At 47.9% G+C, this 23,543-nt stretch carries 21 protein-coding genes; 10 read left to right on the top strand and 11 right to left on the bottom strand.

What is annotated here, in order from left to right; translation table 11 throughout:
- Nucleotides 1-31: 31 nt before the first annotated feature.
- Nucleotides 32-1,402, bottom strand: a complete 1,371-nt coding sequence (locus tag G5S52_RS03675; RefSeq protein WP_165011836.1) for an MATE family efflux transporter — start codon at nucleotides 1,400-1,402, stop codon at nucleotides 32-34.
- Nucleotides 1,403-1,556: 154 nt separating this feature from the next.
- Here G5S52_RS03675 and G5S52_RS03670 point away from each other — a divergent pair, with 154 nt between their 5' ends.
- Nucleotides 1,557-2,168 carry a riboflavin synthase subunit alpha gene (locus tag G5S52_RS03670; protein WP_165011835.1) on the top strand — a complete coding sequence of 204 codons (612 nt, stop codon included), beginning with the start codon at nucleotides 1,557-1,559 and terminating at the stop codon, nucleotides 2,166-2,168.
- Nucleotides 2,169-2,243: 75 nt separating this feature from the next.
- On the opposite strand, the gene G5S52_RS03665 is transcribed toward G5S52_RS03670, so the two are convergent.
- The 8 genes from G5S52_RS03665 to hutC all read right to left on the bottom strand — a co-directional run bounded on the left by G5S52_RS03665 (nucleotide 2,244) and on the right by hutC (nucleotide 11,127).
- Entirely contained in the window at nucleotides 2,244-2,447 is a 204-nt protein-coding gene (locus tag G5S52_RS03665) for a CPXCG motif-containing cysteine-rich protein (protein ID WP_039850230.1), read from the bottom strand.
- Between the two features lie 318 nt (nucleotides 2,448-2,765).
- Entirely contained in the window at nucleotides 2,766-3,416 is a 651-nt protein-coding gene (gene hxpB / locus G5S52_RS03660; RefSeq protein WP_165011834.1) for a hexitol phosphatase HxpB, read from the bottom strand.
- 68 nt (nucleotides 3,417-3,484) lie between these two features.
- A complete protein-coding gene (locus G5S52_RS03655) occupies nucleotides 3,485-4,348 on the bottom strand; it encodes a fructosamine kinase family protein (protein ID WP_165011833.1) in 864 nt (287 codons plus the stop codon).
- Nucleotides 4,349-4,523: 175 nt separating this feature from the next.
- Nucleotides 4,524-6,056: a histidine ammonia-lyase gene (gene hutH / locus G5S52_RS03650; RefSeq protein WP_165011832.1), complete on the bottom strand. Its 1,533-nt coding sequence runs from the start codon at nucleotides 6,054-6,056 to the stop codon at nucleotides 4,524-4,526.
- 13 nt (nucleotides 6,057-6,069) lie between these two features.
- On the bottom strand, nucleotides 6,070-7,764 hold the full coding sequence (hutU, locus tag G5S52_RS03645) for a urocanate hydratase (protein WP_165011831.1): 1,695 nt from the start codon (nucleotides 7,762-7,764) through the stop codon (nucleotides 6,070-6,072).
- A complete protein-coding gene (gene hutG, locus G5S52_RS03640) occupies nucleotides 7,764-8,777 on the bottom strand; it encodes a formimidoylglutamase (RefSeq protein ID WP_165011830.1) in 1,014 nt (337 codons plus the stop codon). The genes hutU and hutG overlap by 1 nt, the downstream gene beginning before the upstream one ends.
- Nucleotides 8,767-9,978 carry an imidazolonepropionase gene (gene hutI / locus G5S52_RS03635; RefSeq protein ID WP_165011829.1) on the bottom strand — a complete coding sequence of 404 codons (1,212 nt, stop codon included), beginning with the start codon at nucleotides 9,976-9,978 and terminating at the stop codon, nucleotides 8,767-8,769. The genes hutG and hutI overlap by 11 nt, the downstream gene beginning before the upstream one ends.
- Before the next feature lie 444 nt (nucleotides 9,979-10,422).
- A complete protein-coding gene (hutC, locus tag G5S52_RS03630) occupies nucleotides 10,423-11,127 on the bottom strand; it encodes a histidine utilization transcriptional repressor HutC (RefSeq protein ID WP_165011828.1) in 705 nt (234 codons plus the stop codon).
- A 239-nt stretch (nucleotides 11,128-11,366) separates the two neighbouring features.
- On the opposite strand from hutC, the gene G5S52_RS03625 reads away from it, so the two are divergent.
- Nucleotides 11,367-12,578 (top strand): glycerophosphodiester phosphodiesterase family protein, encoded by a 1,212-nt coding sequence (locus G5S52_RS03625; RefSeq protein WP_165011827.1) that lies wholly within the window; start codon nucleotides 11,367-11,369, stop codon nucleotides 12,576-12,578.
- Between the two features lie 88 nt (nucleotides 12,579-12,666).
- On the opposite strand, the gene G5S52_RS03620 is transcribed toward G5S52_RS03625, so the two are convergent.
- Nucleotides 12,667-13,101: a hypothetical protein gene (locus tag G5S52_RS03620; protein ID WP_165011826.1), complete on the bottom strand. Its 435-nt coding sequence runs from the start codon at nucleotides 13,099-13,101 to the stop codon at nucleotides 12,667-12,669.
- 208 nt (nucleotides 13,102-13,309) lie between these two features.
- Nucleotides 13,310-14,080, bottom strand: a complete 771-nt coding sequence (locus G5S52_RS03615) for a nuclear transport factor 2 family protein (RefSeq protein WP_165011825.1) — start codon at nucleotides 14,078-14,080, stop codon at nucleotides 13,310-13,312.
- Between the two features lie 539 nt (nucleotides 14,081-14,619).
- Between G5S52_RS03615 and thrS the strand changes: the two genes are divergently transcribed.
- The 8 genes from thrS to G5S52_RS03575 all read left to right on the top strand — a co-directional run bounded on the left by thrS (nucleotide 14,620) and on the right by G5S52_RS03575 (nucleotide 23,496).
- Entirely contained in the window at nucleotides 14,620-16,548 is a 1,929-nt protein-coding gene (thrS, locus tag G5S52_RS03610; protein WP_002540102.1) for a threonine--tRNA ligase, read from the top strand.
- A gap of 3 nt (nucleotides 16,549-16,551) precedes the next feature.
- Nucleotides 16,552-17,097 (top strand): translation initiation factor IF-3, encoded by a 546-nt coding sequence (infC, locus tag G5S52_RS03605; RefSeq protein ID WP_082111321.1) that lies wholly within the window; start codon nucleotides 16,552-16,554, stop codon nucleotides 17,095-17,097.
- Nucleotides 17,098-17,197: 100 nt separating this feature from the next.
- Entirely contained in the window at nucleotides 17,198-17,392 is a 195-nt protein-coding gene (gene rpmI, locus G5S52_RS03600) for a 50S ribosomal protein L35 (protein WP_002540100.1), read from the top strand.
- A gap of 41 nt (nucleotides 17,393-17,433) precedes the next feature.
- The gene (rplT, locus tag G5S52_RS03595; RefSeq protein WP_002540099.1) at nucleotides 17,434-17,787 is read left to right on the top strand and encodes a 50S ribosomal protein L20; all 354 of its coding nucleotides are present in this window, start codon (nucleotides 17,434-17,436) and stop codon (nucleotides 17,785-17,787) included.
- Nucleotides 17,788-18,147: 360 nt separating this feature from the next.
- Entirely contained in the window at nucleotides 18,148-19,131 is a 984-nt protein-coding gene (gene pheS, locus G5S52_RS03590) for a phenylalanine--tRNA ligase subunit alpha (RefSeq protein WP_046302616.1), read from the top strand.
- A 19-nt stretch (nucleotides 19,132-19,150) separates the two neighbouring features.
- The gene (pheT, locus tag G5S52_RS03585) at nucleotides 19,151-21,541 is read left to right on the top strand and encodes a phenylalanine--tRNA ligase subunit beta (protein ID WP_165011824.1); all 2,391 of its coding nucleotides are present in this window, start codon (nucleotides 19,151-19,153) and stop codon (nucleotides 21,539-21,541) included.
- 410 nt (nucleotides 21,542-21,951) lie between these two features.
- Nucleotides 21,952-22,248, top strand: coding sequence for an integration host factor subunit alpha (gene ihfA / locus G5S52_RS03580; RefSeq protein WP_002540095.1), 297 nt, complete (start codon nucleotides 21,952-21,954; stop codon nucleotides 22,246-22,248).
- 123 nt (nucleotides 22,249-22,371) lie between these two features.
- Nucleotides 22,372-23,496 (top strand): succinylglutamate desuccinylase, encoded by a 1,125-nt coding sequence (locus tag G5S52_RS03575; protein ID WP_368737446.1) that lies wholly within the window; start codon nucleotides 22,372-22,374, stop codon nucleotides 23,494-23,496.
- The last annotated feature ends 47 nt before the right edge of the window (nucleotides 23,497-23,543 follow it).

Genomic DNA, 23,543 nt, shown 5'->3' with positions numbered 1-23,543 from the left:
GCTCAAAGGCCGGGATTTGCGACGGGGATGATTATTTCTCAGCCATTGCTAACTGGAATTCATCCGGTTGTTTGCGAATCCAGCGAAGGCGAATACCCAGCAAAATTGCGGCTGAAGTGAGACCGATAATAATACCTACCCAGAAACCGTATGCGCCCATAGGTTCTACTATCCAATCCATCATACCCAGAACGTAGCCAATTGGCACGCCGAGAATCCAGTACGCGACAAAGGTGCGCTCGAAGATGGCACGCATGTCCTTATAACCGCGCAATGCACCCGCCGCAACGACCTGAATAGCGTCGGTACACTGATAAATGGCTGCAAGCAGCATCAGGTTAGCCGCGATGGCCACAACTTCTGGGTTGCTGTTGTAAAGGTGGATAATAGGTTCGCGGAAAATTACCGTCAGCGCTGCGGTAATCATGGCTGTGCCTAAACCGATCAAAATACCAAGTTTGGCTGCGCGGGCTGCTCCCTCTGTCGATTTCTCACCCAGCTGGTGACTAACACGGATACTCACAGCGGTACCCAGGCTCATCGGCAACATAAAGATCATCGAAGAGAAGTTAATCGCTATCTGGTGTGCCGCAACGACCGTTGAACCCAGTGGCGCGATGAGAAGGGCAATCACAGCAAACAGAGTCACTTCGAAGAAAATCGCAGCTGCCACTGGCAGGCCCATTTTGAAAATGCGCCATAAAGCTGGGAAGTCTGGTTTTGAAAAGTCAGCAAACGCGTTCACGCGCTGAAGACGTTTGTTCAGCTTGATATAGATGAACATCGAAATGAGCATCAACCAGTAAACAATGGTGGTTGCTACACCACAACCCACAGCACCGAGCTCAGGTGCGCCGAACTTACCGTAAACAAATATCCAGTTAAGGGGAACGTTCGCAGCCAGACCGATAAAGCCAATGATCATTGCAGGTGTGGTGAGTGACATGCCTTCTGCTAAGTTGCGAAGCACTTGGAACAGCAGGAATGCAGGTACCGCCAAAATTACCGCATAGAGATAGCCAATGGTTTTTTCGGCTAATGCGGCCTCTACTTCCATGTAGTTAACAATGTGACCAGCGTTGTAAAGCACAAGCGCGATAGGTACTGACAGCATCAATGCCATGTAAACGCCTTGTTGTACCTGAAAGGGTATTTTTGCCTGACGGCCTGAGCCATTTAACTGGGCGATGATCGGAACCATCGCTAACAGGATACCAATACCAAACAGGATAGAAGGCAACCAGACACTGGTTGCTACGGCGACGGCAGCCATGTCGGTAGCGCTAACACCACCAGCCATAACCGTATCGACAAAGCCCATGGAAGTTTGCGCGAGCTGCGCAATGAAGACAGGGATCCCCAATTTAATGATGGATTTGGCTTCCAGGCGATAGTTTTGCACCTATAACTCCGGAAAAGAAAAGAGAGGCTGAAAAGGAGTTGTATTATACGTTTGCAAAGGACGGCCACAATCGATACTTTTGTGAAATACACAAGATTTAGCTTTTTGTTTGCCTCACTATTAATACAGCCAGTTGCTGTTATCAGGAATCGTTATGTTTACAGGTATTGTTCAAACCACCGCGGAAATCATTCAGATAGAGAAAAAGACGAACTTTCAGAGTCATGTGATCCGCATGGATGATGTTATGCGAAAAGGGTTGGAAATTGGCGCTTCTGTCGCTCATAACGGTTGTTGTTTGACGGTGACTAAAATTGACGGTGACCTTGTGTGGTTTGACTTGATGCAAGCAACATTGGCGCTGACCAATCTCGGCGAGGTCAAGGAAGGCGACAAAGTGAATCTTGAGCGTGCAGCCAGGTTTGGTGATGAAATTGGCGGGCATTCGATGTCTGGTCACATCATGTGCACCGCCGAAGTGATTGATGTCATCGAGTCAGAGAACAACCGTCAGGTTTGGTTTGAAGTGCCGGCAAATATCTCCAAGTACGTTTTCGATAAAGGTTACATCGGTATTGATGGCATCAGTCTGACTATTGGCGCGGTTGAAGATAATCGTTTCTGCGTTAACCTCATCCCTGAAACACTGCAGCGCACCAATATGGGCTGGCGTGCTAAAGGGGACAGGGTGAACATTGAAGTTGACCCGCAAACGCAGGCGGTGGTTGATACCGTTGAAAGGGTACTTGCTGCCAAACAAGCTTAAGTGTTGTTCACTGATTACGTAGAAATGAAAAAGCCAGCAACTGCTGGCTTTTCTAGTATCGACTGCCTGAATGTTTTAGAAAATCTGCTCGTCGTCAGCATCTACGAATAAGTTGATGGTTTTGTGCTGAGAGTCGATGATGAGATTCAAATGAATAGCGTTACAGCATGCTGGGCAATCGTCATAAAATTCCTGATCACCACCGCTGGTATCCAAAGTAATACGAATCCTGTGTCCACAGTGCGGACAATCGATCCCTCTTTCAGTGTAATTTTGCATGTTCAACTCCCTATCTGAACTGCGAGCCAATAACATGACGAAGAAAAGATAGCTGTTTCTTCTTGTGCTCATGTGTTTCCATTCTAAGAAGCCAAGAATGTTTGCTCAGTGAAATAAGACCAAAGTATGACCGAGCACCGGAAATCCCGTTGAATTATTGGGTTGCGATATAGTTCGTAACAGTTGTATCCGGCATTCTTATTGGGATACGTAAGAATGTATTACAGAGTGTGAGTGTAAGTTGCGTTCTGTGAGTGTCGTTCAAGAAGGGAGTGAAACAGCAGGGCAAAACTCGACATTTTGCCCTGATTTTGGAGATTAAGCCTCCAACATTTTGATGCTTAATTCGTCCAGCGATGTAAGTTTGACGTCACTGATTACCCAGCGTTCTTGAGTGGCAACCTCATGTTCTGGCACGACAATTGTGCGCATCTGGGCGGCTTTGGCAGCCAATAGCCCAGTAAACGAATCTTCCAAAGCGACGCAGTTTTGTGGGTCAATGCCCAAGCCTTCTGCGGCGTTCAGATAGACCTCTGGATGAGGCTTGCCATACTTCAAATGTTCAGCAGAGTGGCATTGTTCAAACCAAGCTCCGATATCCAACGCGTCTAGTGTCGCATTGATCAGTTTTAGCGGTGAAGAAGAGGCAAGGGCAATGCGCAGATTCGCTTCTTTACAGAGCGTTAGTGCGTGCATTACTCCTGGCTTCATGGGTTTATGAATCGAAACTAGCTCAATCACTTTGTCGAGGATCATGTCGCACACTTCCTCGCAGGAGGGACCTTCCCAGCCTTGAGTTTTATAATAATGCTTAACAATCTGGTCTATGCGGATGCCAGTGGTATCAATAGTGTCTTGGCGGGTGATTTTTACCCCCAGACTCTGGAATACAGCAAGCTCTGCATCTTGCCAAAAGGGTTCTGAATCGACCAACAGGCCGTCCATGTCGAAAATAGCTGCTTGGATCATGAGAGCTCCCAAAAAAGAAAAAGGCGCCAAAGCGCCATATTCTGAACGATGATCGCTAAACAAGAAAATCAAATCAGCTCGAGTTTATTGATCAGTGCCTCGGTTTCAGCCAAATAAGGACCGCCGAAAAGTAGGCAGTGATTGAGCATATGGTAAAGGTTATAAAGGTCTTTACGATCTTCAAATCCTTCATCGAGTGGCCACACTTCTTCGTAACCCGCGTAAAACGCTTCTGGGAATCCGCCAAACAAATAAGTCATCGCAATATCCACTTCGCGGTCGCCCCAATAGCAGGCAGGGTCATATACCATTGGTCCATTCATGGTTGAAGAGGCATTACCTTTCCACAAATCGCCATGCACAAGGCTGGCTTTCGGTTGATGGCCGTTCAGTCGTTCTTTTACTGCTTCGACAATGGTTTCTACATCACCAAATGACATGCCTCTTTCTTCTGCCAGCTGAAGCTGGAAACCGATGCGATGATCGGCGAAGAAGTTAGCCCATTTTCGATGCCAGCTGTTCCGTTGCTCCGTTGTACCAATGAAGTTGTCAATATCAAACCCGTACTCGAGTTGTTCTCCCCATTGATGAAGCTTCGCCAGTTCTTTGCCGAGTAGATAGGCATTTTCACTATCAAGAGGTTTCATCGGAATGTAGTCCAGCACCAACACTGACTTCTCTTTGATAATGCCAAGGTAAATCACCTGAGGAATAGAAACTTCGCTACTGTTTGCAAGATGGCGAAGGCTTTCTGCTTCGGCTTCAAAAACGGGCAAGCTGTCTCGTGAATTAATCTTCACAAAGAAGCGCAAATTTCCACTGGCAATGGCGTAACACTCGTTGATGTCACCTCCATCGATGGGCGTTTTTTCTTCGACTTCAAACTGCTGACCCAGAGCGAGCGAAAGCTGAACTGAGAGCGAATGCCACATAAGTGCACCTCTTCATGACGATGAAAATTGGTGTGATAACAAAATAGTAGCGCAATTCGCTGGGAGTGATATGTGTCTAATCCCACAATCTGTGTCGGTTTTTTGAATTTTGGAGAAAATAAGACAAAGCCCCGTAAGAACGGGGCGTTAGAGAACGAAATACGGTCAACAGCCCCTAGAAACTCGGCAACAGTTTCGATGGCATGTATTTGTTGTGGCTGGCTTCTTTAAGGTGAGCGTTTGCCTTCTTGATATCTGGTGCGAAGTAGCGATCTTTATCATAGAAGGTAACGTGACTTCTGAGTTCCGCCTTAATTCGCTCTAAGCGCTGGGATGTTTTCAGCGGCGCACGGAAATCCAACCCCTGACATGCTGCGAGCAACTCTACCGCCAGAATGCCTCGTGTGTTGTCGGCCATTTCCGCCAGGCGACGTCCTGCGAAGGTTGCCATGGAAACGTGGTCTTCCTGGTTTGCTGAGGTGGGTAAGCTGTCTACGGATGCGGGGTGGGCGAGTGTTTTGTTTTCGCTGGCCAACGCCGCAGAGGTGACCTGTGCAATCATAAAGCCGCTGTTTACACCGCCATTGTCGACGAGGAACGGAGGCAACTTGCTTAATCCACTGTCGATAAGCAGCGCCATCCGTCGCTCTGACAAGCTACCGATTTCTGCAATTGCCAAAGCGAGGTTGTCTGCCGCCATCGCAACGGGTTCAGCATGGAAGTTACCGCCGGAAATGATGTCGCCGTCATCACAGAAAACCAGTGGATTATCAGACACTGAATTCGCTTCGATTTCGAGTATGTCAGCTGCATGTCGTATTTGTTGTAAACATGCGCCCATCACTTGTGGCTGGCAGCGCAGGGAGTAGGGATCCTGCACTTTTTCACAGCCTTGATGGCTATCGCCAATTTCACTGTGACTATCCAATAAATGAAGATAAGCGTTAGCAGCATCTATTTGGGTTTGATGGCCTCGCACCTGATGAATTCGAGGATCAAACGGACGGCGGCTGCCCAATGCCGCTTCAACAGAAAGTGCTCCGCACGCGGTTGCAGAAGCGAAAAGATCTTCCGCAGCAAACAAACCTTCCAGAGCAAAAGCGGTAGAAGCTTGGGTACCATTCAGCAGTGCCAATCCTTCTTTGGGACCAAGCGTGATTGGCTCCAAACCAGCAATTTTCAGTGCCATCGCACCGGAAATGATTTCACCTTTGTGCCTTGCCTGACCTTCACCTAGCAAAACGGTGCTCATGTGGGCGAGGGGAGCCAAGTCGCCAGACGCACCCACCGAACCTTTCTTGGGAATACAAGGGAAGACTTCGGCATTAATCAGCTTGGCCAGCGCTTCAACTACCGAATAGCGGATACCGGAATAACCACGGGCCAGGCTTGAGATTTTCAGTACCATCATCAGGCGTACGGTGGCGTCATCCATAAACTCGCCAATACCCGCAGCATGGGAAAGTACAATCGAGCGCTGAAGAGTTTCGAGGTCTTCCAGTTCAATACGGGTGTTGGCAAGCAACCCAAACCCCGTGTTGATACCGTAAACCACACGGCCTTCATCAAGCACGCTGGCAACGGTATCTACGCTTTCTTGCATGGTTTCAGCCACACCTTTGGCAAACTTAACCTGAGTAGGCTCTCGGCTGATAAGACGAAGATCTTTGAGTGTTAGCGCACCCGGAATGAGCGTTAGTTTATTCATTATTATTGGCTCCTTACTGCTTAACCGGAACGTTTGGAAGGTCTAGCAAAGGTAAGTCAAGTTGTTGTTCTTTCGCGCAGTTTATCGCGATACCGTATCCGGCATCTGCATGGCGCATCACACCTGTGGCAGGGTCGTTGTGCAACACGCGCCCAACACGTTTCGCGGCATCGTCGGTACCGTCACATACGATCACCACGCCAGAGTGTTGCGAGAAGCCCATGCCAACGCCGCCGCCATGGTGCAGTGACACCCAGGTTGCTCCCGAAGCAGTATTAAGCAGCGCATTGAGCAGGGGCCAATCTGATACAGCATCAGAGCCATCCATCATGCCTTCGGTTTCGCGGTTTGGACTTGCTACTGAGCCTGAATCTAAGTGATCACGACCAATCACAATCGGCGCTTTCAGCTCGCCGTTTTTCACCATTTCGTTGAAGGCTAAACCAAGGCGCGCTCGGTCTTTTAACCCCACCCAACAAATACGTGCAGGCAATCCCTGGAATTGAATGCGTTCGCGCGCCATATCTAGCCAGTTATGGAGGTGAGGGTTGTCCGGGATCAGTTCTTTGACTTTCTGATCGGTTTTATAAATATCTTCTGGATCGCCAGACAGCGCAGCCCAACGGAAGGGGCCGATGCCCTGACAAAAAAGAGGACGAATATACGCCGGAACGAAGCCCGGGAAATCAAATGCATCTTCGACGCCTTTTTCCAATGCCATTTGGCGAATATTGTTGCCGTAATCCAGCGTCGCTGCGCCGCGGGATTGCAGTGTCAGCATGGCTTTGACTTGTTCTGCCATTGAAGCTTTCGCTGCGTCAACAACGGCGGCTTCGTCTTCTTTGCGCTTTTCGGCTGCATCTTCCATGGTCCAGCCCTGAGGCAAATAGCCATTTAACGGATCGTGAGCAGACGTTTGGTCAGTGACGACATCAGGCGTAATATCGCGCTCGACAAGTTGAGCGAAGATATCCGCCGCATTGCCAAGTAGGCCAATGGAGAGTGGCTTATTGTCATCGATTGACTGTTGAAGGATGGAGAGCGCTTCATCCAAATCGGTGGCTTTTCTGTCAACGTATCCGGTACGTAGACGGTAATCGATTCGGCTTTCATCACATTCAACCGCGATCATTGAAAAGCCGGCCATGGTTGCCGCCAAAGGCTGCGCGCCTCCCATGCCACCAAGGCCACCGGTGAGCACCCAGCGTCCTTTCGCTTCTCCGCCAAAATGCTTATTGGCGACGGCAACGAAGGTTTCGTAAGTGCCCTGAACGATGCCTTGGGAACCAATGTAAATCCAGCTACCCGCTGTCATTTGGCCATACATGGCTAAACCTTGTTTATCGAGATCGTTAAAGTGCTCCCAGTTTGCCCAATGGGGAACCAGGTTAGAGTTAGCAATCAATACGCGAGGGGCATCTTTATGCGTTTGGAAAACACCCACAGGTTTGCCGGATTGCACCAGCAGGGTTTGATCGTCTTCCAAACGGCTGAGTACCTCTACGATTTTGTCAAAGCACTGCCAGTTTCTCGCTGCGCGCCCAATACCGCCGTAAACCACCAAAGCGTGAGGGTGTTCGGCCACGTCAGGATGCAGGTTGTTCATCAGCATTCGAAGCGGTGCTTCAGTCAGCCAAGACTTTGCCGTGAGTTTTGTGCCTGTCGGCGCTTTGATAGTGCGCGACAAATCGAGACGTGGGTCATTCATTATTTCACTCCTTGGTTTTCGGTGACCAGATGGTCAGCAAGGCTGCGCGAAATCGTCCAAACCAGACGGGCAGCAAGTCGAGATGTATGGTTGTCAATGTCATAACGCGGGTTCAGCTCCGCGATATCGGCAATCTTCAATTTGGGTAAGCCGTGTTTATCCTTCGCGTTGCCTATATGGCGAATCAAGCGTTCTACCAGAACGTAATCGACGCCATGTGCAGCAGGGGCGCTGACTCCTGGCGCCGTGGCGGCAGGGAAAACATCAATGTCGATGGTCAGGTAAAGGGCATCCATTTCAGAGATAAAAGTGCTGAGTTGACCTTCGACGGTGGCGAGCGTGGCGGTAGTGAAATCCGTGTCTTCGACAACCAGAACGTTGAGATCTTCGGCTTTATCAAATAGCGCTTGAGTGTTGCTGGCGCGACTTACACCAAGACAGGCGTAATGAAATGGCCATTGTCGGTTGTGGCAGAACTCTGCGATTTGTGAAAACGGCGTACCTGAGCTGCCATTGAATGCATTGCCAGAGAGCGTGCGGAGATCAAAATGCGCGTCAAAGTTGATGATGCCGATCTTGGGAATATCCGAGGGGCTTTTTTGTAGATAGTGATTTGCCAAGCCCTGAAACGAGCCCCACGCCACTTCGTGCCCGCCACCCATGATCAAAGGAAAGTGTTTTTGGCGCATAGCCTCAGAGATATTGTCTGCTAGTCGTTTCTGCGCTTTAGAAAGGTCATGATCATCACAGCACACATCGCCATTATCAAAGAGCGGGAGTGAGTGATGGTGCCACGGTAAGCTTGCGAGCATCTTACGGATTTCGCTAGGTGCGGAATACGCCCCAACTCGGCCTTTATTGCGAGACACGCCTTCATCACAAGCGAAGCCAATCAACATACAGCCGGGCTCTTTTGCTTGATCAGCGCTTTGCACTTTTTGGTGAAAGCGCAGGCCGCTTTCGCCATCTTCTGGATCTGTCCGGCCTTGCCAGACGCTCATATCAATCGTCATTGGCTTTGACTCCTTTCAGATAGCGCGCATGAAGTGGCGCTAGGCCCACTTGATAGCTGAGTTGTGCCGGAGACGTTAAATCCCACACAGCGAAATCAGCATCAAATCCAGCGGATATTTGTCCTTTTTTATTGAGTCCTAGCGCCTTTGCAGCATGACGGGTCACGCCATAAAGGTTCTCTTTCGGTGTCAGCCCGAAAAGGGTGGACGCCATATTCATCATGAGAGTCAGGCTGGCAAAGGGAGACGTTCCAGGGTTGAAGTCAGTGGCAATCGCCATTGGGACATTGTGTTGACGCAGCCAGTCAATGGGTGGCTTTTGGGTTTCTCTCAAAAAGTAGAATGCGCCGGGAAGCAGGGTGGCGACAGTGCCGTTTTCAGCGAGTGCTTTGACGCCTTCTTCGCAAAGATATTCGATGTGATCCACGGAAAGTGCGCCCATTTCGGCGGCGAGCGCACTGCCACCCAGGTTCGAAAGCTGTTCGGTATGACCTTTAAGTTGCAATCCGTGGCTTCGCGCAGCCTCGAAAACTCTGGCCATTTGCTCTGGCGAGAAGCCGATGCCTTCGCAGAATACATCGATGGCATCTGCAAGGTTCAATTCGCCAGCAGCTGGGATCATTTCCTCGCATACCAGCGAGATATAGCCATCGCTGTCATGCTTGTATTCTGGTGGCAGGGCATGAGCGCCAAGCAACGTGGTGGTGACATTCACATCCAACTCTTGCTCTAACCGTTTTGCCGCTTTGAGCATCTTGAGTTCATGCTCCACCGTCAGTCCGTATCCGCTTTTGACTTCAATGGTTGTGACGCCGTCACGCATTAGAGCTTTAGCGCGTGGAAGCGCCAAAGAGACGAGCTCTTCAAGTGAAGCCTCACGGGTCGCTTTAACGGTAGAAAGAATACCCCCGCCGTTTCTCGCAATCTGTTCGTAGGGAACACCTTGCAAGCGTTGTTCAAATTCACCAGAGCGGTCACCAGCAAAAATGATGTGGGTATGCGCGTCGATAAGCCCAGGTGTAACTAACCGGTTTTTTAGCGAAACGAGCTGATATCCAGAAGTAGGGAGTTTTTCACCCACGGCAACGATACTGCCATTTTCGACAGCAATCATATGGTTATCACGTATTTGGTATCCCTCAGTACGAATGACGTCTGTGTGCATTGAAACAAGACGACAATCCGTGAACATCTTCTTCATTTTTACCGTGCTCTTTATTTGTATATATAAATGTATAGACAAATAAGAAGGCGATGACAAGATCAGTTGTTATGAAATTGTGATGAAGGGTGTAAAGTTCAGCGGCCACTTTTAGGGGCTGTTGAACTTTGGTGGTTAAATTTTGTTCTCGCTATAAGCGTTTTAGGCGCGGCGAGGTGTGTGCCGCCTAGTCATTCTAAGCAAATACACCTCAACAAAGCATAAAACGCTTAGAGTACGGGACGCGCAGTCGAACCCTCCGGGCAGCGCTTGTGGGAAATTTCTGCTGCGTTATCGGCTTCTCATGTAGGCTAGCTACACATCGAAGCCTCTGCCTTGCATAGAATCCCCACAAACTGATGCAAAAATCATCATCAAAGGTCAACAGCCCCTAGGGAATCCCCTGAATTTAAAAAGGTAGTTTGGACTTGCGGCTGACGGGACTTAGAGTTCCGCGCGTGCGCTCAGTTTGTAGCGGTTACCGGGATGGAAGAGAAGGGCTGCACTGACTAGTTGGTTCTCACTCCAGGTACGTCGATGGAGTAAAAGGCAAGGCTGGTTAATTTCGATTTGTAGAAGTTTAGCAATGTGTGCAGGAGGCAAAATAGCTTCCACAGTATGTTCGATAATGCCTACCGGGCATTGGGATACAAGATATTGATTGGGCGTCATCGAGGAAAAATCCTGATTTAAATAATCAGGGGCAAATGCGGGATTTACCCATCTCAGTTCAACTTGAATCGGCACTTCATCCGCAAAATGTACGATTTCGCTTTTGAAAACATCGCTACCTAGCATAATACCAAGACGCATTGCCACATCTTCCGGAGCGCGTATCCTTCTTAAAGATATGATTTCACTGTGATGTGCTTGACCGCGCCCTGATATTTCTTCTGCGATATTGCGGATATCCATCAGCGGACTTTCCGCTTTGCGCTGGCATACAAACGTACCTAAACGAGGGGTCCGTTCTAGCCAACCCTCATTGACTAAATCTCTTACCGCTTTGTTTACCGTCATTCTACTGACCGAGAACTGCTCACAAAGCTCTGCTTCTGTTGGCACTTTTGCACCAACTGGCCATTCCTGTGATTCAATTTTCTCAATCAGGAAGTCTTTAATCTGCTGGAAGCGGGGAGATTTCGGCATAGGTTTTTAGTGTCATATTGGTATATACAAATATATCATTGATGAAGTCAGACCGAAAATCAAGGCTCATTGTCAGGGAGTCGGATGATGCGCATAAATCGCGCCTTTGTCTTATCTTTTGATATGGTCTTGATTTAACACTGAACGGTAAGATTTTTGTCTCAATTTATTCATATGGTACATACAGAATGCAGTGCGGTGACTAACGTCATACCCATAAAACCTAAAGGAAGTGACACATGAAGAATATCGTCAAGTTGGGTTTAGTGTTTTCATTGTTAGGTGCAGGGTCAGCAATCGCATCTGAAGGCTATACACTTGGACCTCGTCCATTGTTTCTTGTTGCAGATATGGATGAAGGAAAACTGAAAGAGAAGCTGGAAAAGTGTTTGGACGACAAACCGAAGAAAAGCGATTTCTCGATTGGTCATCGTGGTGCTGCTTTAATGTTTCCAGAACATACGAAGGAGTCTTATATAGCGGCAGCCCAAATGGGAGCAGGTGTGCTGGAGTGCGACGTCACCTTCACCAAAGACAAAGCGCTGGTTTGTCGTCATTCCCAGAGTGACCTTCACACCACGACGGATGTGTTGGCACATCCCGATCTCGCTGCAAAGTGCACCTTTCCTTTTACGCCGGCCAATCCTGAAACCGGTGAAAAGGCAAGCGTGGAATGCCGCTCCACAGACTTTACATTGGAGGAATTTAAACGTCTGAAAGGGAAAATGGATGGAGCAAACCTCTTGGCGACGACTCCAGAAGAATACATGGATGGCACACCAGGCTGGCGCACTGATCTCTATTCCAGCCGAGGAACGCTAATGACACATGCGGAGAGCATCGAACTGTTCAAATCGCTTGGCGTCAAGATGACGCCGGAGCTAAAAAGCCCCGCTGTCGATATGCCTTACGAGGGTTTTACGCAACAAGATTACGCGCAGAAGATGATCGATGAGTATAAAGAAGCCGACGTGAAAGCATCTGACGTTTTTGCGCAGTCGTTCGATATTGAAGATGTGAAATACTGGATCGCTTCTGAGCCTGCTTTTGGTGAGCAAGCTGTGTTACTTGACGCCCGAATGTACAAAGACCGAACCTGGAAACCCACTGCGGAAGACATGAAAGCCCTGAAAGCGGAAGGTGTTGAATTTATTGCTCCGCCGTTGTTTGCGCTAGTGTCGTTAGACGATGAAGGCGAGATTGTTCCTTCTAAGTATGCAAAGCTTGCGAAAGATGCAGACTTAAACATCATCGCTTGGACGCTAGAGCGTTCTGGTCAGTTAAGCAATGGTGGCGGTTGGTATTATCAGTCGATAATAGATGCGACCAACAACGATGGTGATGTCTTCAACTTATTAGATGTATTGGCTCAGGATGTTGGCGTCGTAGGCGTTTTTTCAGATTGGCCAGCGACGACCACCTTCTACGCAAACTGCATGGGCTTAGAATAAAAAGAGGCCTCAAAGACGGGAGTCCCTGAGGCCTAAGCTACAGCATTGCAACATCACTAATCCATTACGTGACGTCTTTAGCTTCGGTTCACTTCACTGACTCAACATTCTCTTTTTCAATTTCTGCGAGCTTCATTGCGAACTGTACATAGGCTCTGCGCTCCTCGGCTGACAGATGTCGATTAACCGCTAGGAAGGCAATGAAACTATCCATGATGGGCTCCAAAAGGCCTTGTTCTTGAGTGTCGCAATCGATGTACCGTGGCAGGAGTTTGTGCATTTGGTTGAGCAGGCCGGGTTCGAGGTCGATCTCGTTGTCCATTTCTTCTGCTTGCGCTAATGCTGTCGCCACCTTTTTGAAGTTCACCTCATTGGTGTCTGGCGCTTTGTTCTCACATTGGCTGGCAATGAGCTCACTAAAACTTTGTTTATGTCGGTTCAAAGCCTTTTCTGAGATATTGGCGTGTGCAGGCGTGAGAATGAATAGGGCTGAAAGAGCAACAAAAATGAAGATGTTAGGCATGAGCAACTCTTGATACTGCGATGTTGATAGTGACGTCGTGAGAGGTTTATTCCATCTTCCTGTTTTGGTGCCAAATGACCACCTTTAATGGAGGGAATTTCGTATCAAAGTGTTTGCTGAAGTGAATTTTGGACTGAAGATCTCCATATGTCGAGAATACATAGCGATATAAGCGATTGTATTGTCGACTTATACCGCTCATAACTAATCAGAATTTTCCTGTGTTAGCCCATTCAGTTCTTGGTGGAATAGGCTCCATGTTGTCCCATTGTTCGACGATTTTTCCGTTTTCAATACGGAAGATATCAAACACTGCCAACTCTTGGCCTTCATACGTGGCTTTAGAGTAGCTCACCACGTGGTCACCTTGGCCGATAACTTTGAAAACAAAGTCATAGGCTAATTCATGTGTGCCCAGAAACTCGCGCAATGCTTCAATGCCATCAGGAAGGTGAGGGTTGTGTTGGATATAATTTTCGCTTGATACATATTTATCTAGCGCTTCGATACGACCGTTTTGAAAAACTTCGACAAGAAAGCGTCGGATAATGGCTTTGTTTTCTTCGGTCTTGTCTAGGTCCTTTATTTCGAAGTCCCCAAGAATCATGTCATTGCCAGAGGCTGTGTCGTCGGGCTCTTGATAGGCAGCAATCACGTCCCAGTGCTCAACGATTTTGTCATCAGCATCTGTGTCAAAAAGGTCTGTGGTAACCCACTTGGCGGCACCGTTATCAATATCCTGATAGACGTGGACAAACACGTAACGGCCATCTTCTATCGCGCGGATAACTTTTATGTCACGGGAATGTGTTCTTTCCAGAAAACCTTCAAAGAATGCCATAAATCCTTCAGGACCATCTGCCACACCCGTACTGTGTTGAGTGTACCGTTCACCTGTGTATTTTTTTACGACTTCAATGTTGCCGTCTCGAATACCTTCCAAATATAGGCTTTGAGCATTTTGTAGTTTTTGGCTCATTGTTCGAATCCTTCGTTTTGGTTAGATCGCACTCTATGTCAGCTTAGCAATGGGGCAGGCGACTTTTGGGTCTAATCCCAACGCTATAGCCAATATGGTACGGGAACAGTAAAGGAACTTTGAATCAAAGAGGTGTCCGAGAGTGCGACAGCTGCAGAGATAATAAAGATGTATAACTTGTTCAAGTCGCACAAATAGAGACCACCAATCGGGCGATTTCGTCTCTACTGATACGGAAAGAGATCAACGATTCCTAGCCACACTCTCTTAGAATCGAATCCATTGATGCTCGCTGTTTTGAAGCATTTCAGTTCGTTTAGGTGGAGAGTAAATAGAGGTAAGGGCGCTTGATTAGTTGCGTTATTCCACCACATGGTTACAATCCTCTTTCGATTCGGGTTCAGACATTTTGATTGGTACCAAAATTGGACCCTCAAGAATCTTTTCATTCTCGTGCATTCATCGCTCTCTAAGCTGGATGCAAAAAATCCAAACAAGTGTTACTTCGTGTGTAACACCACTGTAAATAGGACAATATAATGCCTGTAATTACTCTTCCTGACGGTAGTCAACGTTCATTTGATAACCCAGTTTCTACTTACGACGTCGCTGCTGACATCGGTCCAGGTCTTGCTAAAGCATGTATCGCGGGTCGTGTTAACGGTCAACGTGTTGATGCGTGTGACCTGATTGAAAACGACGCGAATCTGGAAATCATCACTGCGAAAGACGAAGACGGTCTTGAGATCATTCGCCATTCTTGTGCTCACTTGCTGGGTCATGCGATTAAGCAGCTTTTCCCTGACGTGAAAATGGCGATCGGTCCAACCATTGACAGCGGTTTCTATTACGACGTTGACCTTGACCGTTCTCTGACTCAAGAAGACCTGGATGCGATTGAAAAGCGCATGAAGGATTTGGCGAAAACCAAATACCAGGTCATCAAGAAGAACGTGAGCTGGCAGGAAGCGCGTGATGCTTTTGAATCACGTGGCGAACCGTACAAAATGGAAATTTTGGATGAAAACGTATCTCGCGATGATCGTCCAGGCCTTTACCATCACGAAGAATACATCGACATGTGTCGTGGTCCGCACGTACCGCACATGGGTTTCTGCCAAAACTTTAAAATCCTGAACGTTGCTGGTGCATACTGGCGCGGTAACAGCGATAACAAGATGCTGCAACGTATCTACGGCACGGCTTTCAACGACAAGAAAGAACTGAAAGCTCACCTGCAGCGTTTGGAAGAAGCCGCAAAACGTGACCACCGTAAACTCGGCAAGCAACTTGACCTTTACCACATGCAACAAGAAGCACCGGGTATGGTGTTCTGGCATCACAACGGTTGGGTTGTTTTCCGTGAACTGGAAACTTTTGTTCGTGCAAAACTAAACGAATACGATTACCAAGAAGTGAAAGGTCCGCTGATCATGGACCGTGTTCTGTGGGAACGTTCAGGTCACTGGGATAAGTACGCTGACTACATGTTCACCACTCAATCTGAGAACCGTGAATACGCACTGAAGCCAATGAACTGCCCAGGCCACGTTCAGATTTTCAACCAAGGTTTGAAATCTTACCGTGACCTGCCACTGCGTATGGCTGAATTCGGCAGCTGTCACCGTAACGAGCCTTCAGGCGCGCTGCACGGCCTGATGCGTGTTCGTGGTTTCACGCAAGATGACGCACACATCTTCTGTACGCCAGAACAGGTTCAGCAAGAAGTGACTTCTTGTATCAAGATGGTTTACGACACTTACCAGACTTTCGGTTTCGACGAGATCGTGGTGAAGCTGTCTACCCGTCCTGAAATGCGCGTAGGTTCTGATGAAATGTGGGATCGCGCTGAGAAAGCACTGGCTGAAGCGCTGGAATCTATGGACATTAAGTTCGAGATTCTGGAAGGCGAGGGTGCATTCTACGGACCTAAGATTGAATTTACTTTGCATGACTGTTTGGATCGTGCGTGGCAGTGTGGTACTGTGCAGCTCGATTTTGCTCTGCCTGAGCGTTTGGGCGCAACGTACGTTGGCGAAGACAACGAACGTCACACCCCAGTAATGATTCACCGTGCGATTCTGGGTTCACTGGAACGTTTTATCGGTATTCTGATTGAAGAATACGCGGGTCATTTCCCAAGCTGGTTAGCTCCACAACAAGCTGTAGTGATGAACATTACCGACAATCAAGCGGAATATGTTCAGGAAGTAGCGAAAAAACTGCAAAAAGCAGGATTTAGAGCGTCTGCAGACTTGAGAAACGAGAAGATTGGCTTTAAAATCCGCGAACACACTTTGAAGCGCGTACCTTATATGTTGGTTTGTGGCGACCAGGAAATGGAAGCTGGCGAAATCGCGGTACGTACACGCAAAGGTAAAGACTTGGGTAAATATAAAATTGACGAATTCGTTTCTCTGCTCGAGAACGAAGTTCGCACCCGAACTCTTAATATTTTGGAGGATTAAGGTATTAAAGGCGCAAGAAAAGTCCCGGCTAAACAAAATGCTCACCGTCTTAACGAAGAACTTCGTGGTCTGCGTGAAGTACGTCTGACTGGTATTGATGGTGATCAGCTTGGTATTGTTTCATATGATGAAGCGATTAAAGCGGCAGAAGATGCTGGTGTTGATCTGGTTGAAATTAGCCCTAATGCCGAGCCGCCAGTATGTCGTGTGATGGACTACGGTAAGTTCATCTACGAAAAGAGTAAGGCTGCGAAAGAGCAGAAGAAAAAGCAAAAGATTGTCCAGATCAAGGAAGTTAAATTCCGTCCTGGAACCGATATTGGCGACTATCAGGTAAAACTACGCAACCTGGTTCGCTTTATTGAAGAGGGTAACAAGGTCAAGGTTACTATCCGTTTCCGTGGTCGCGAAATGGCGCACCAGGATATCGGTGTTGACGTTCTGAACCGACTGAAGGAAGACACTGCTGAAATCGCTTCGGTAGAAAGCTTCCCTTCAAGAATTGAAGGTCGTCAAATGATCATGGTTCTTGCCCCTAAGAAGAAGTAATTTCGGCATACAAGTAACGAGAGGCTATGCCTTCGGGCATAGCCTCTTTGTTCGCCAAATTACACTGTTATTAATTGCATACAATGCGGAGTTATTCATCATGCCTAAGATGAAAGCAAACAAAGGCGCTGCTAAGCGTTTCAAGAAAACTGGTGGCGGTTTCAAGTTCAAGCACGCAACTAAGCGTCACATCCTGACTAAGCGTACTACTAAGAACAAACGTCAACTGCGTCCTAACTCAATTCTGCCTAAGTGCGAAATGGGTGCAGTTGCGCGTATGCTTCCATACGCATAATTTTCTTAGTATTTTTAACGAATTAGTTTAGGAGAGACATAATGCCTCGCGTAAAACGTGGTGTACAAGCTCGTGCACGTCATAAGAAAGTTCTGAAACAAGCTAAAGGTTACTACGGTGCACGTTCACGTGTTTACCGCGTAGCTTTCCAAGCAGTAACCAAAGCTGGTCAATACGCTTACCGTGACCGTCGTCAGAAGAAACGTCAATTCCGTCAACTGTGGATTGCACGTATCAATGCTGCGGCTCGTCAAAACGGTATGTCTTACAGCCGTTTCATCAACGGTCTGAAGAAAGCGTCTATCGAAATCGATCGTAAGATCCTGGCTGATATCGCTGTATTCGACAAAGCTGCATTCTCTGTTCTGGTAGAGAAAGCGAAAGCTGCTCTGTAATTTATTACAGAATAGACTTTGTGAGAAAGGGGAGCTTCGGCTCCCCTTTTTCTTATCTGTTTCTCGCCCGTATACCTGCAAAATTTTTCTCTTGAGTTTCAACAATTCACCACCTCACTCCACAAAGCACTATCTCATGAATAAATATGGCGATGAAATAAGCATGACAAGCACTTATCGTGTATTTCAGATTGGATTTGAGGCGCGGTTTAATTACTATGTATCGTTACGTCTCATACCAATTCTCAGAGCGTGATCTACCGATGCCAAATCGCACTGGAAAGACGGATTCTGCTACGAGAATTGGTATATCTTTTACTCCCCCGTAGGACACTGCCTGGACAGGCAGATGAGGAAACGATGCAACAACTAGAAGAGATTCTATCCAACGCAACGGCTGCTATCGAAGCAGTTGATTCAGTTGCGGCTCTGGATGAGGTACGTGTTAAGTACCTGGGTAAAAAAGGTGAGCTGACCCTACAGCTGCAGCAGTTGGGTAAACTTCCGCCGGAAGAGCGCCGTGAAGCGGGTGCAAGCATCAACAAAGCAAAGCAAGCAGTTCAACAAGCGCTGACCGAGCGTAAAGTTGCACTCGAAAGTGCAGAGCTTGAAGCGAAGCTGGCAGCTGAGACCATTGATGTGACTCTGCCGGGCCGACGTATCGAGAACGGTGGCATTCACCCTGTAACCCGCACTATCGAACGTATCGAAAGCTTCTTTGGTGAGCTTGGCTTTAGCGTTCAAACAGGCCCAGAAATCGAAGACGCATTCCACAACTTCGATGCTCTGAACATTGCGGAAGACCACCCAGCGCGTACTGATCACGACACTTTCTTCTTCAACCCTGATCTGATGCTGCGCACGCACACTTCAGGTGTTCAAATCCGTACGATGGAAAACAACCAGCCGCCACTGCGCTTTATCGCACCGGGCCGTGTTTACCGTAACGACTACGACCAGACTCATACCCCAATGTTCCATCAGGTCGAGGGTATGCTGGTTGACGAAAACGTAAACTTTGCACAGCTGAAAGGCATCCTGAACGACTTCCTGTGTAACTTCTTCGAAGAAGATCTGGAAGTACGTTTCCGTCCTTCATACTTCCCATTCACTGAGCCTTCAGCAGAAGTTGATGTTAAAGGCAAAAACGGCAAATGGCTGGAAGTACTGGGCTGCGGTATGGTTCACCCGAACGTACTGCGTTCTGTTGGCATTGACCCAGAAAAATACTCAGGTTTCGCATTCGGTATGGGCGTAGAGCGTCTGACCATGCTGCGCTACGGCGTAAACGACCTGCGTGCGTTCTTCGAGAACGATCTGCGTTTCCTGAAACAATTCAAGTAAGCATTGGGGTAATTGATAAATGAAATTCAGTGAATCCTGGCTTCGCGAGTGGGTTAATCCTGCAGTTAACAGCGAAGAACTGGCACACCAAATCACCATGGCAGGTCTGGAAGTCGACGACATTGAAGCTGTTGCAGGTGAGTTTACCGGCGTTGTTGTTGGTGAAGTGGTTGAGTGCGGCCAGCACCCTGATGCAGACAAATTGCGTGTTACTAAAGTGAACGTTGGCGGTGAAGAGCTGCTGGACATCGTTTGTGGTGCACCAAATTGCCGTCTTGGCCTGAAAGTAGCAGTAGCGACCGTTGGCGCTGTGCTGCCAGGCGATTTCAAAATTAAGAAAGCGAAACTGCGCGGTCAGCCATCTCACGGCATGCTGTGTTCGTTCTCTGAGCTGGGTATCGACGTCGAGTCAAACGGCATCATGGAACTGCCTGCGGATGCAGTGATCGGTACTGATTTCCGCGAGTTCCTGAAGCTAAACGATGTGACTATCGATGTAGACCTGACTGCAAACCGTGCAGACTGTCTGAGCATCAAAGGTCTGGCACGTGAAGTGGGCGTTCTGAACCGTGCTGAAGTATGCCAGCCAGCGTTCGAGAAAGTCACTCCGGCAATCGACGACAAAATCTCTGTAGCCATCGAAGCCCCAGCCGCGTGCCCACGTTACCTAGGCCGTGTGGTTCGTAACGTTAACGTAAAAGCGGCTACGCCACTGTGGATGCAGGAAAAACTGCGTCGTAGCGGTATCCGCTCTATCGACCCAATCGTCGACATCACTAACTACGTGATGCTGGAGCAAGGTCAGCCAATGCACGCCTTCGATCTGGCGAAGATCGAAGGCGGCATCGTTGCACGTATGGCGAAACCAGGTGAAAAACTGGTTCTGCTGGACGGCAATGAAGCTGAGCTGAACGAAAATACGCTGGTTATTGCAGACCACAACAAGGCGCTGGCGATTGCTGGCATCTTTGGTGGTCAGGATTCAGGTGTGGACGCAGAAACCACGACTGACGTTCTGTTGGAAGCAGCATTCTTTGCACCAGACGCAATCCGCGGTCGTGCACGTAGCTATGGTCTTCACACTGATTCTTCACACCGCTTCGAGCGTGGTGTTGATTCAACGCTGCAAAACTACGCGATGGAGCGTGCTACTCAGTTGCTTATCGATATCTGCGGTGGTGAAGCAGGTGAAATCGTAGGTCAGGAGTCTGAAGAGCACCTGCCTAAAGCGAACAACATTGCATTGCGTCGTACCAAGCTGGACAACTTGCTGGGTCACCAGATTTCTTCTGAAGATGTGGTAGAGATCCTGAGCCGTCTGGGCTGCGAAGTTGAAACGACTGAACAAGGGTGGACTGCGAAAGCGCCTTCATGGCGTTTCGACATGGCGATTGAGCAAGATTTGATTGAAGAAGTTGGCCGTATCTATGGCTACGACAACATTCCAAACCAAGCGCCTGTAGCCTCTCTAAACATGAACGAGCACAAAGAAGCTAATCAGCCTCTGAAACGTGTTCGTGATCTGCTGGTAGACCGTGGTTACCACGAAGCGATTACTTATAGCTTTGTTGAGCCAAACCAACAGAAACTGATTGTGCCAGACGTAGAGCCATTGATTCTGCCGAACCCAATTTCAGCAGACATGTCAGCCATGCGCCTGAGCCTTTGGACTGGCTTACTGAATACCGTTGCTTACAACCAGAAACGTCAGCAGCCACGTGTTCGTCTGTTTGAAGCAGGTCTTCGTTTTATCCCTGAACAATCCGCAGAAAACGGCATGCGTCAGGAAATGATGTTGGCAGGTGTGATTGCAGGGCCTCGTTCAGAAGAGCACTGGGACATCGCAACAAACACCGTCGATTTCTTCGACTTGAAAGGTGATCTCGAAGCGATTTTGGAGCTGACTGCAAACGAACTGAACTACAGCTTTAAAGCTGCTAAGCATTCGGCACTGCACCCTGGTCAATCAGCTGCAATTGAAGTCGACGGCAAAGTCGTGGGCTACATCGGTACGGTTCATCCAGAACTTGAGCGTAAGTTTGGCCTGAACGGCCGCACCATCGTATTCGAAATCGAATGGTCAGCGATTAACACTCGTGTTATTCCAGAAGCGGTTGTTATCTCCAAGTTCCCGGCTAACCGCCGTGACATCGCTGTGATTGTTGCTGACGACGTTGAGTCAGAGGCTGTGGTTCGTGCTTGTTTGGAAACCGATAATGCACTGATCACCGGTTCTAAGCTGTTTGACCTTTACAAGGGCAAGGGCGTAGAAGACGGCAAGAAGAGCTTGGCTATCGCTTTGAGCCTACAATCTACTGAGCGCACCTTGGAAGAAAGTGATATTTCTGAGGCGGTTGCATCGGTTGTCGAATTGCTTGGCGAGAAATTTGGCGCGCATCTTCGCGACTAATTACAAAATTATTAATAAAAAAGCAGCCTGATGGCTGCTTTTTTTATGTCTAAAAGTTCTAACACGTATCATTCTGATAAATCTATGTTTTATCATATTCTTAACAAGTCTCGACTTGCAAACGATTAAAACCTCAGTAAAAACATCACTTAATGACTATATTCACAATATCGTGTCTCATTTTTTATGCATGACTCGAGAATGAAAAGCTCATAAACAGAGCACTGTTCTAAATAATGATATGGAAAAAAGTTGGCGCAAATCAGCCAGTTGGCTTACACTGTTCGATAGTTGCTGCTGGAGATTATGCTGCCCGACGAAGGAGCAAGTGAATAATTTCTTCGCAGTGCAATCGTGGTGTAGATACGACGTATCACATTTGTGTTCAACATTTCTTGAGGGAATGACCTATGGCGCTCACCAAGGCCGATTTGGCTGAGAACCTGTTTGAGAACGTCGGGATGAGCAAGCGGGACGCCAAGGAAACTGTCGAAGCGTTTTTCGAAGAAGTTCGTAAAGCGTTAGAAAGTGGCGAACAAGTCAAATTGTCTGGCTTCGGAAATTTTGATCTTCGTGACAAGAACGAACGTCCTGGCCGTAACCCAAAGACGGGCGAAGATATTCCTATCACGGCGCGTCGCGTTGTTACGTTCCGTCCGGGCCAAAAACTGAAGGCACGTGTCGAAAAAGCCAAAGTAGACAATTAATCGTCGTACGAGAGTTTTCCAAAGAACCGTGGTTATTTAACCGCGGTTTTTTATTGCCTGTAAGTTAGGGGCTTTGGCATCTTCGCATGGCGATATAGGCGCATAATTGCGTTTGTTATCAGAGTGTTTAATTTGTATATTGGGGGTCAGATACGAGAAGAACACATAAAACAAAATAATCAAAAAGGACAGCTTGAAATGGATAGTCAACTCTCCGGGGGCTTTCTAAAGCACACGTTATATCCACCCAGTAATTTCATCCCTAGCAGCATAACCCTTTCTAATGGCGTCAACGTCAGCCACAACGCAATTGGTGTTGTTGAAATCACGCCACCAATGGCTGATAAAGCCATTGTGATCTCTTCAGGTATTCATGGTGATGAAACCGCACCTATCGAACTGGTCGACGACTTGGTCTCCAGCGTTTTAGATGAAGCCTTTGTGCCTACATCACGTTTACTGTTTATCATTGCCCATCCTGATGCCATTCACGCACACACACGCTTTATAGAAGAAAACCTCAATCGTTTGTTTGCGGGTATAAACCCTCAAAGAAACAAAGAATGTGAAATGGCCAATGAGCTACAGGCGCAAGTTCAGTCTTTTTTTGAAAAGGGTAGTGAAGAGCCTTGGCATTTTGACCTGCACAGCGCAATCAGAGCGTCTCAGCACTATATGTTTGGTGTTGTACCAGCTTCGTCGAAAGCCACAGATATCAGACCGCTGGTCAACTTCCTAAAAGCGTCTCACATGGATGCAGTTATGTTTAGCCGTACACCATCATCGACATTTAGCTGGTTCAGTGCGGAAAAATTTGGCGCATTGGCAGCGACATTTGAGATGGGGCGGGTAGCTCGTCTGTATGAAAACAACATGGACGAATTTGTGCCACTACGAGACGCTTTAGTTGCATTAATGTGTGGTAAGGCTTTGCCTGAACCTTCTGCTGTGAAAAGCTTCTCAATTTATAAAGTGACGCGAACGATCACCAAAACAGATGCCGCTTTTAATCTGGCATTCAGTGATGATGCAGCAAACTTTACCTATTTTGTAGAAGGGGCGCAGTTAGCAGAGGAAAACGGTACCCTTTATTCAGCGATCGCTGGCGGTGAGGCGGTGGTGTTTCCAAATTCAAAGGTAGCGATAGGGCAGCGTGCAGCACTATTAGTTCAACCGTTTGAACCTGATCTTTCTAAACCGCTCTACGTCAATGTGGAACGCGATCCGGGGCCTGTCGCCTTCAGTTAGCGCTTTTCATTTTCATCTGTTCTATGTATGGTTGGCGGCAATCGCGA

The sequence above is a fragment of the Grimontia sedimenti genome (assembly GCF_011045095.1).
GTDB lineage: Bacteria > Pseudomonadota > Gammaproteobacteria > Enterobacterales > Vibrionaceae > Enterovibrio > Enterovibrio sedimenti.
Note: the sequence above shows the minus strand (reverse complement) of the source record. Positions and strands in the feature narration are given on the sequence as shown.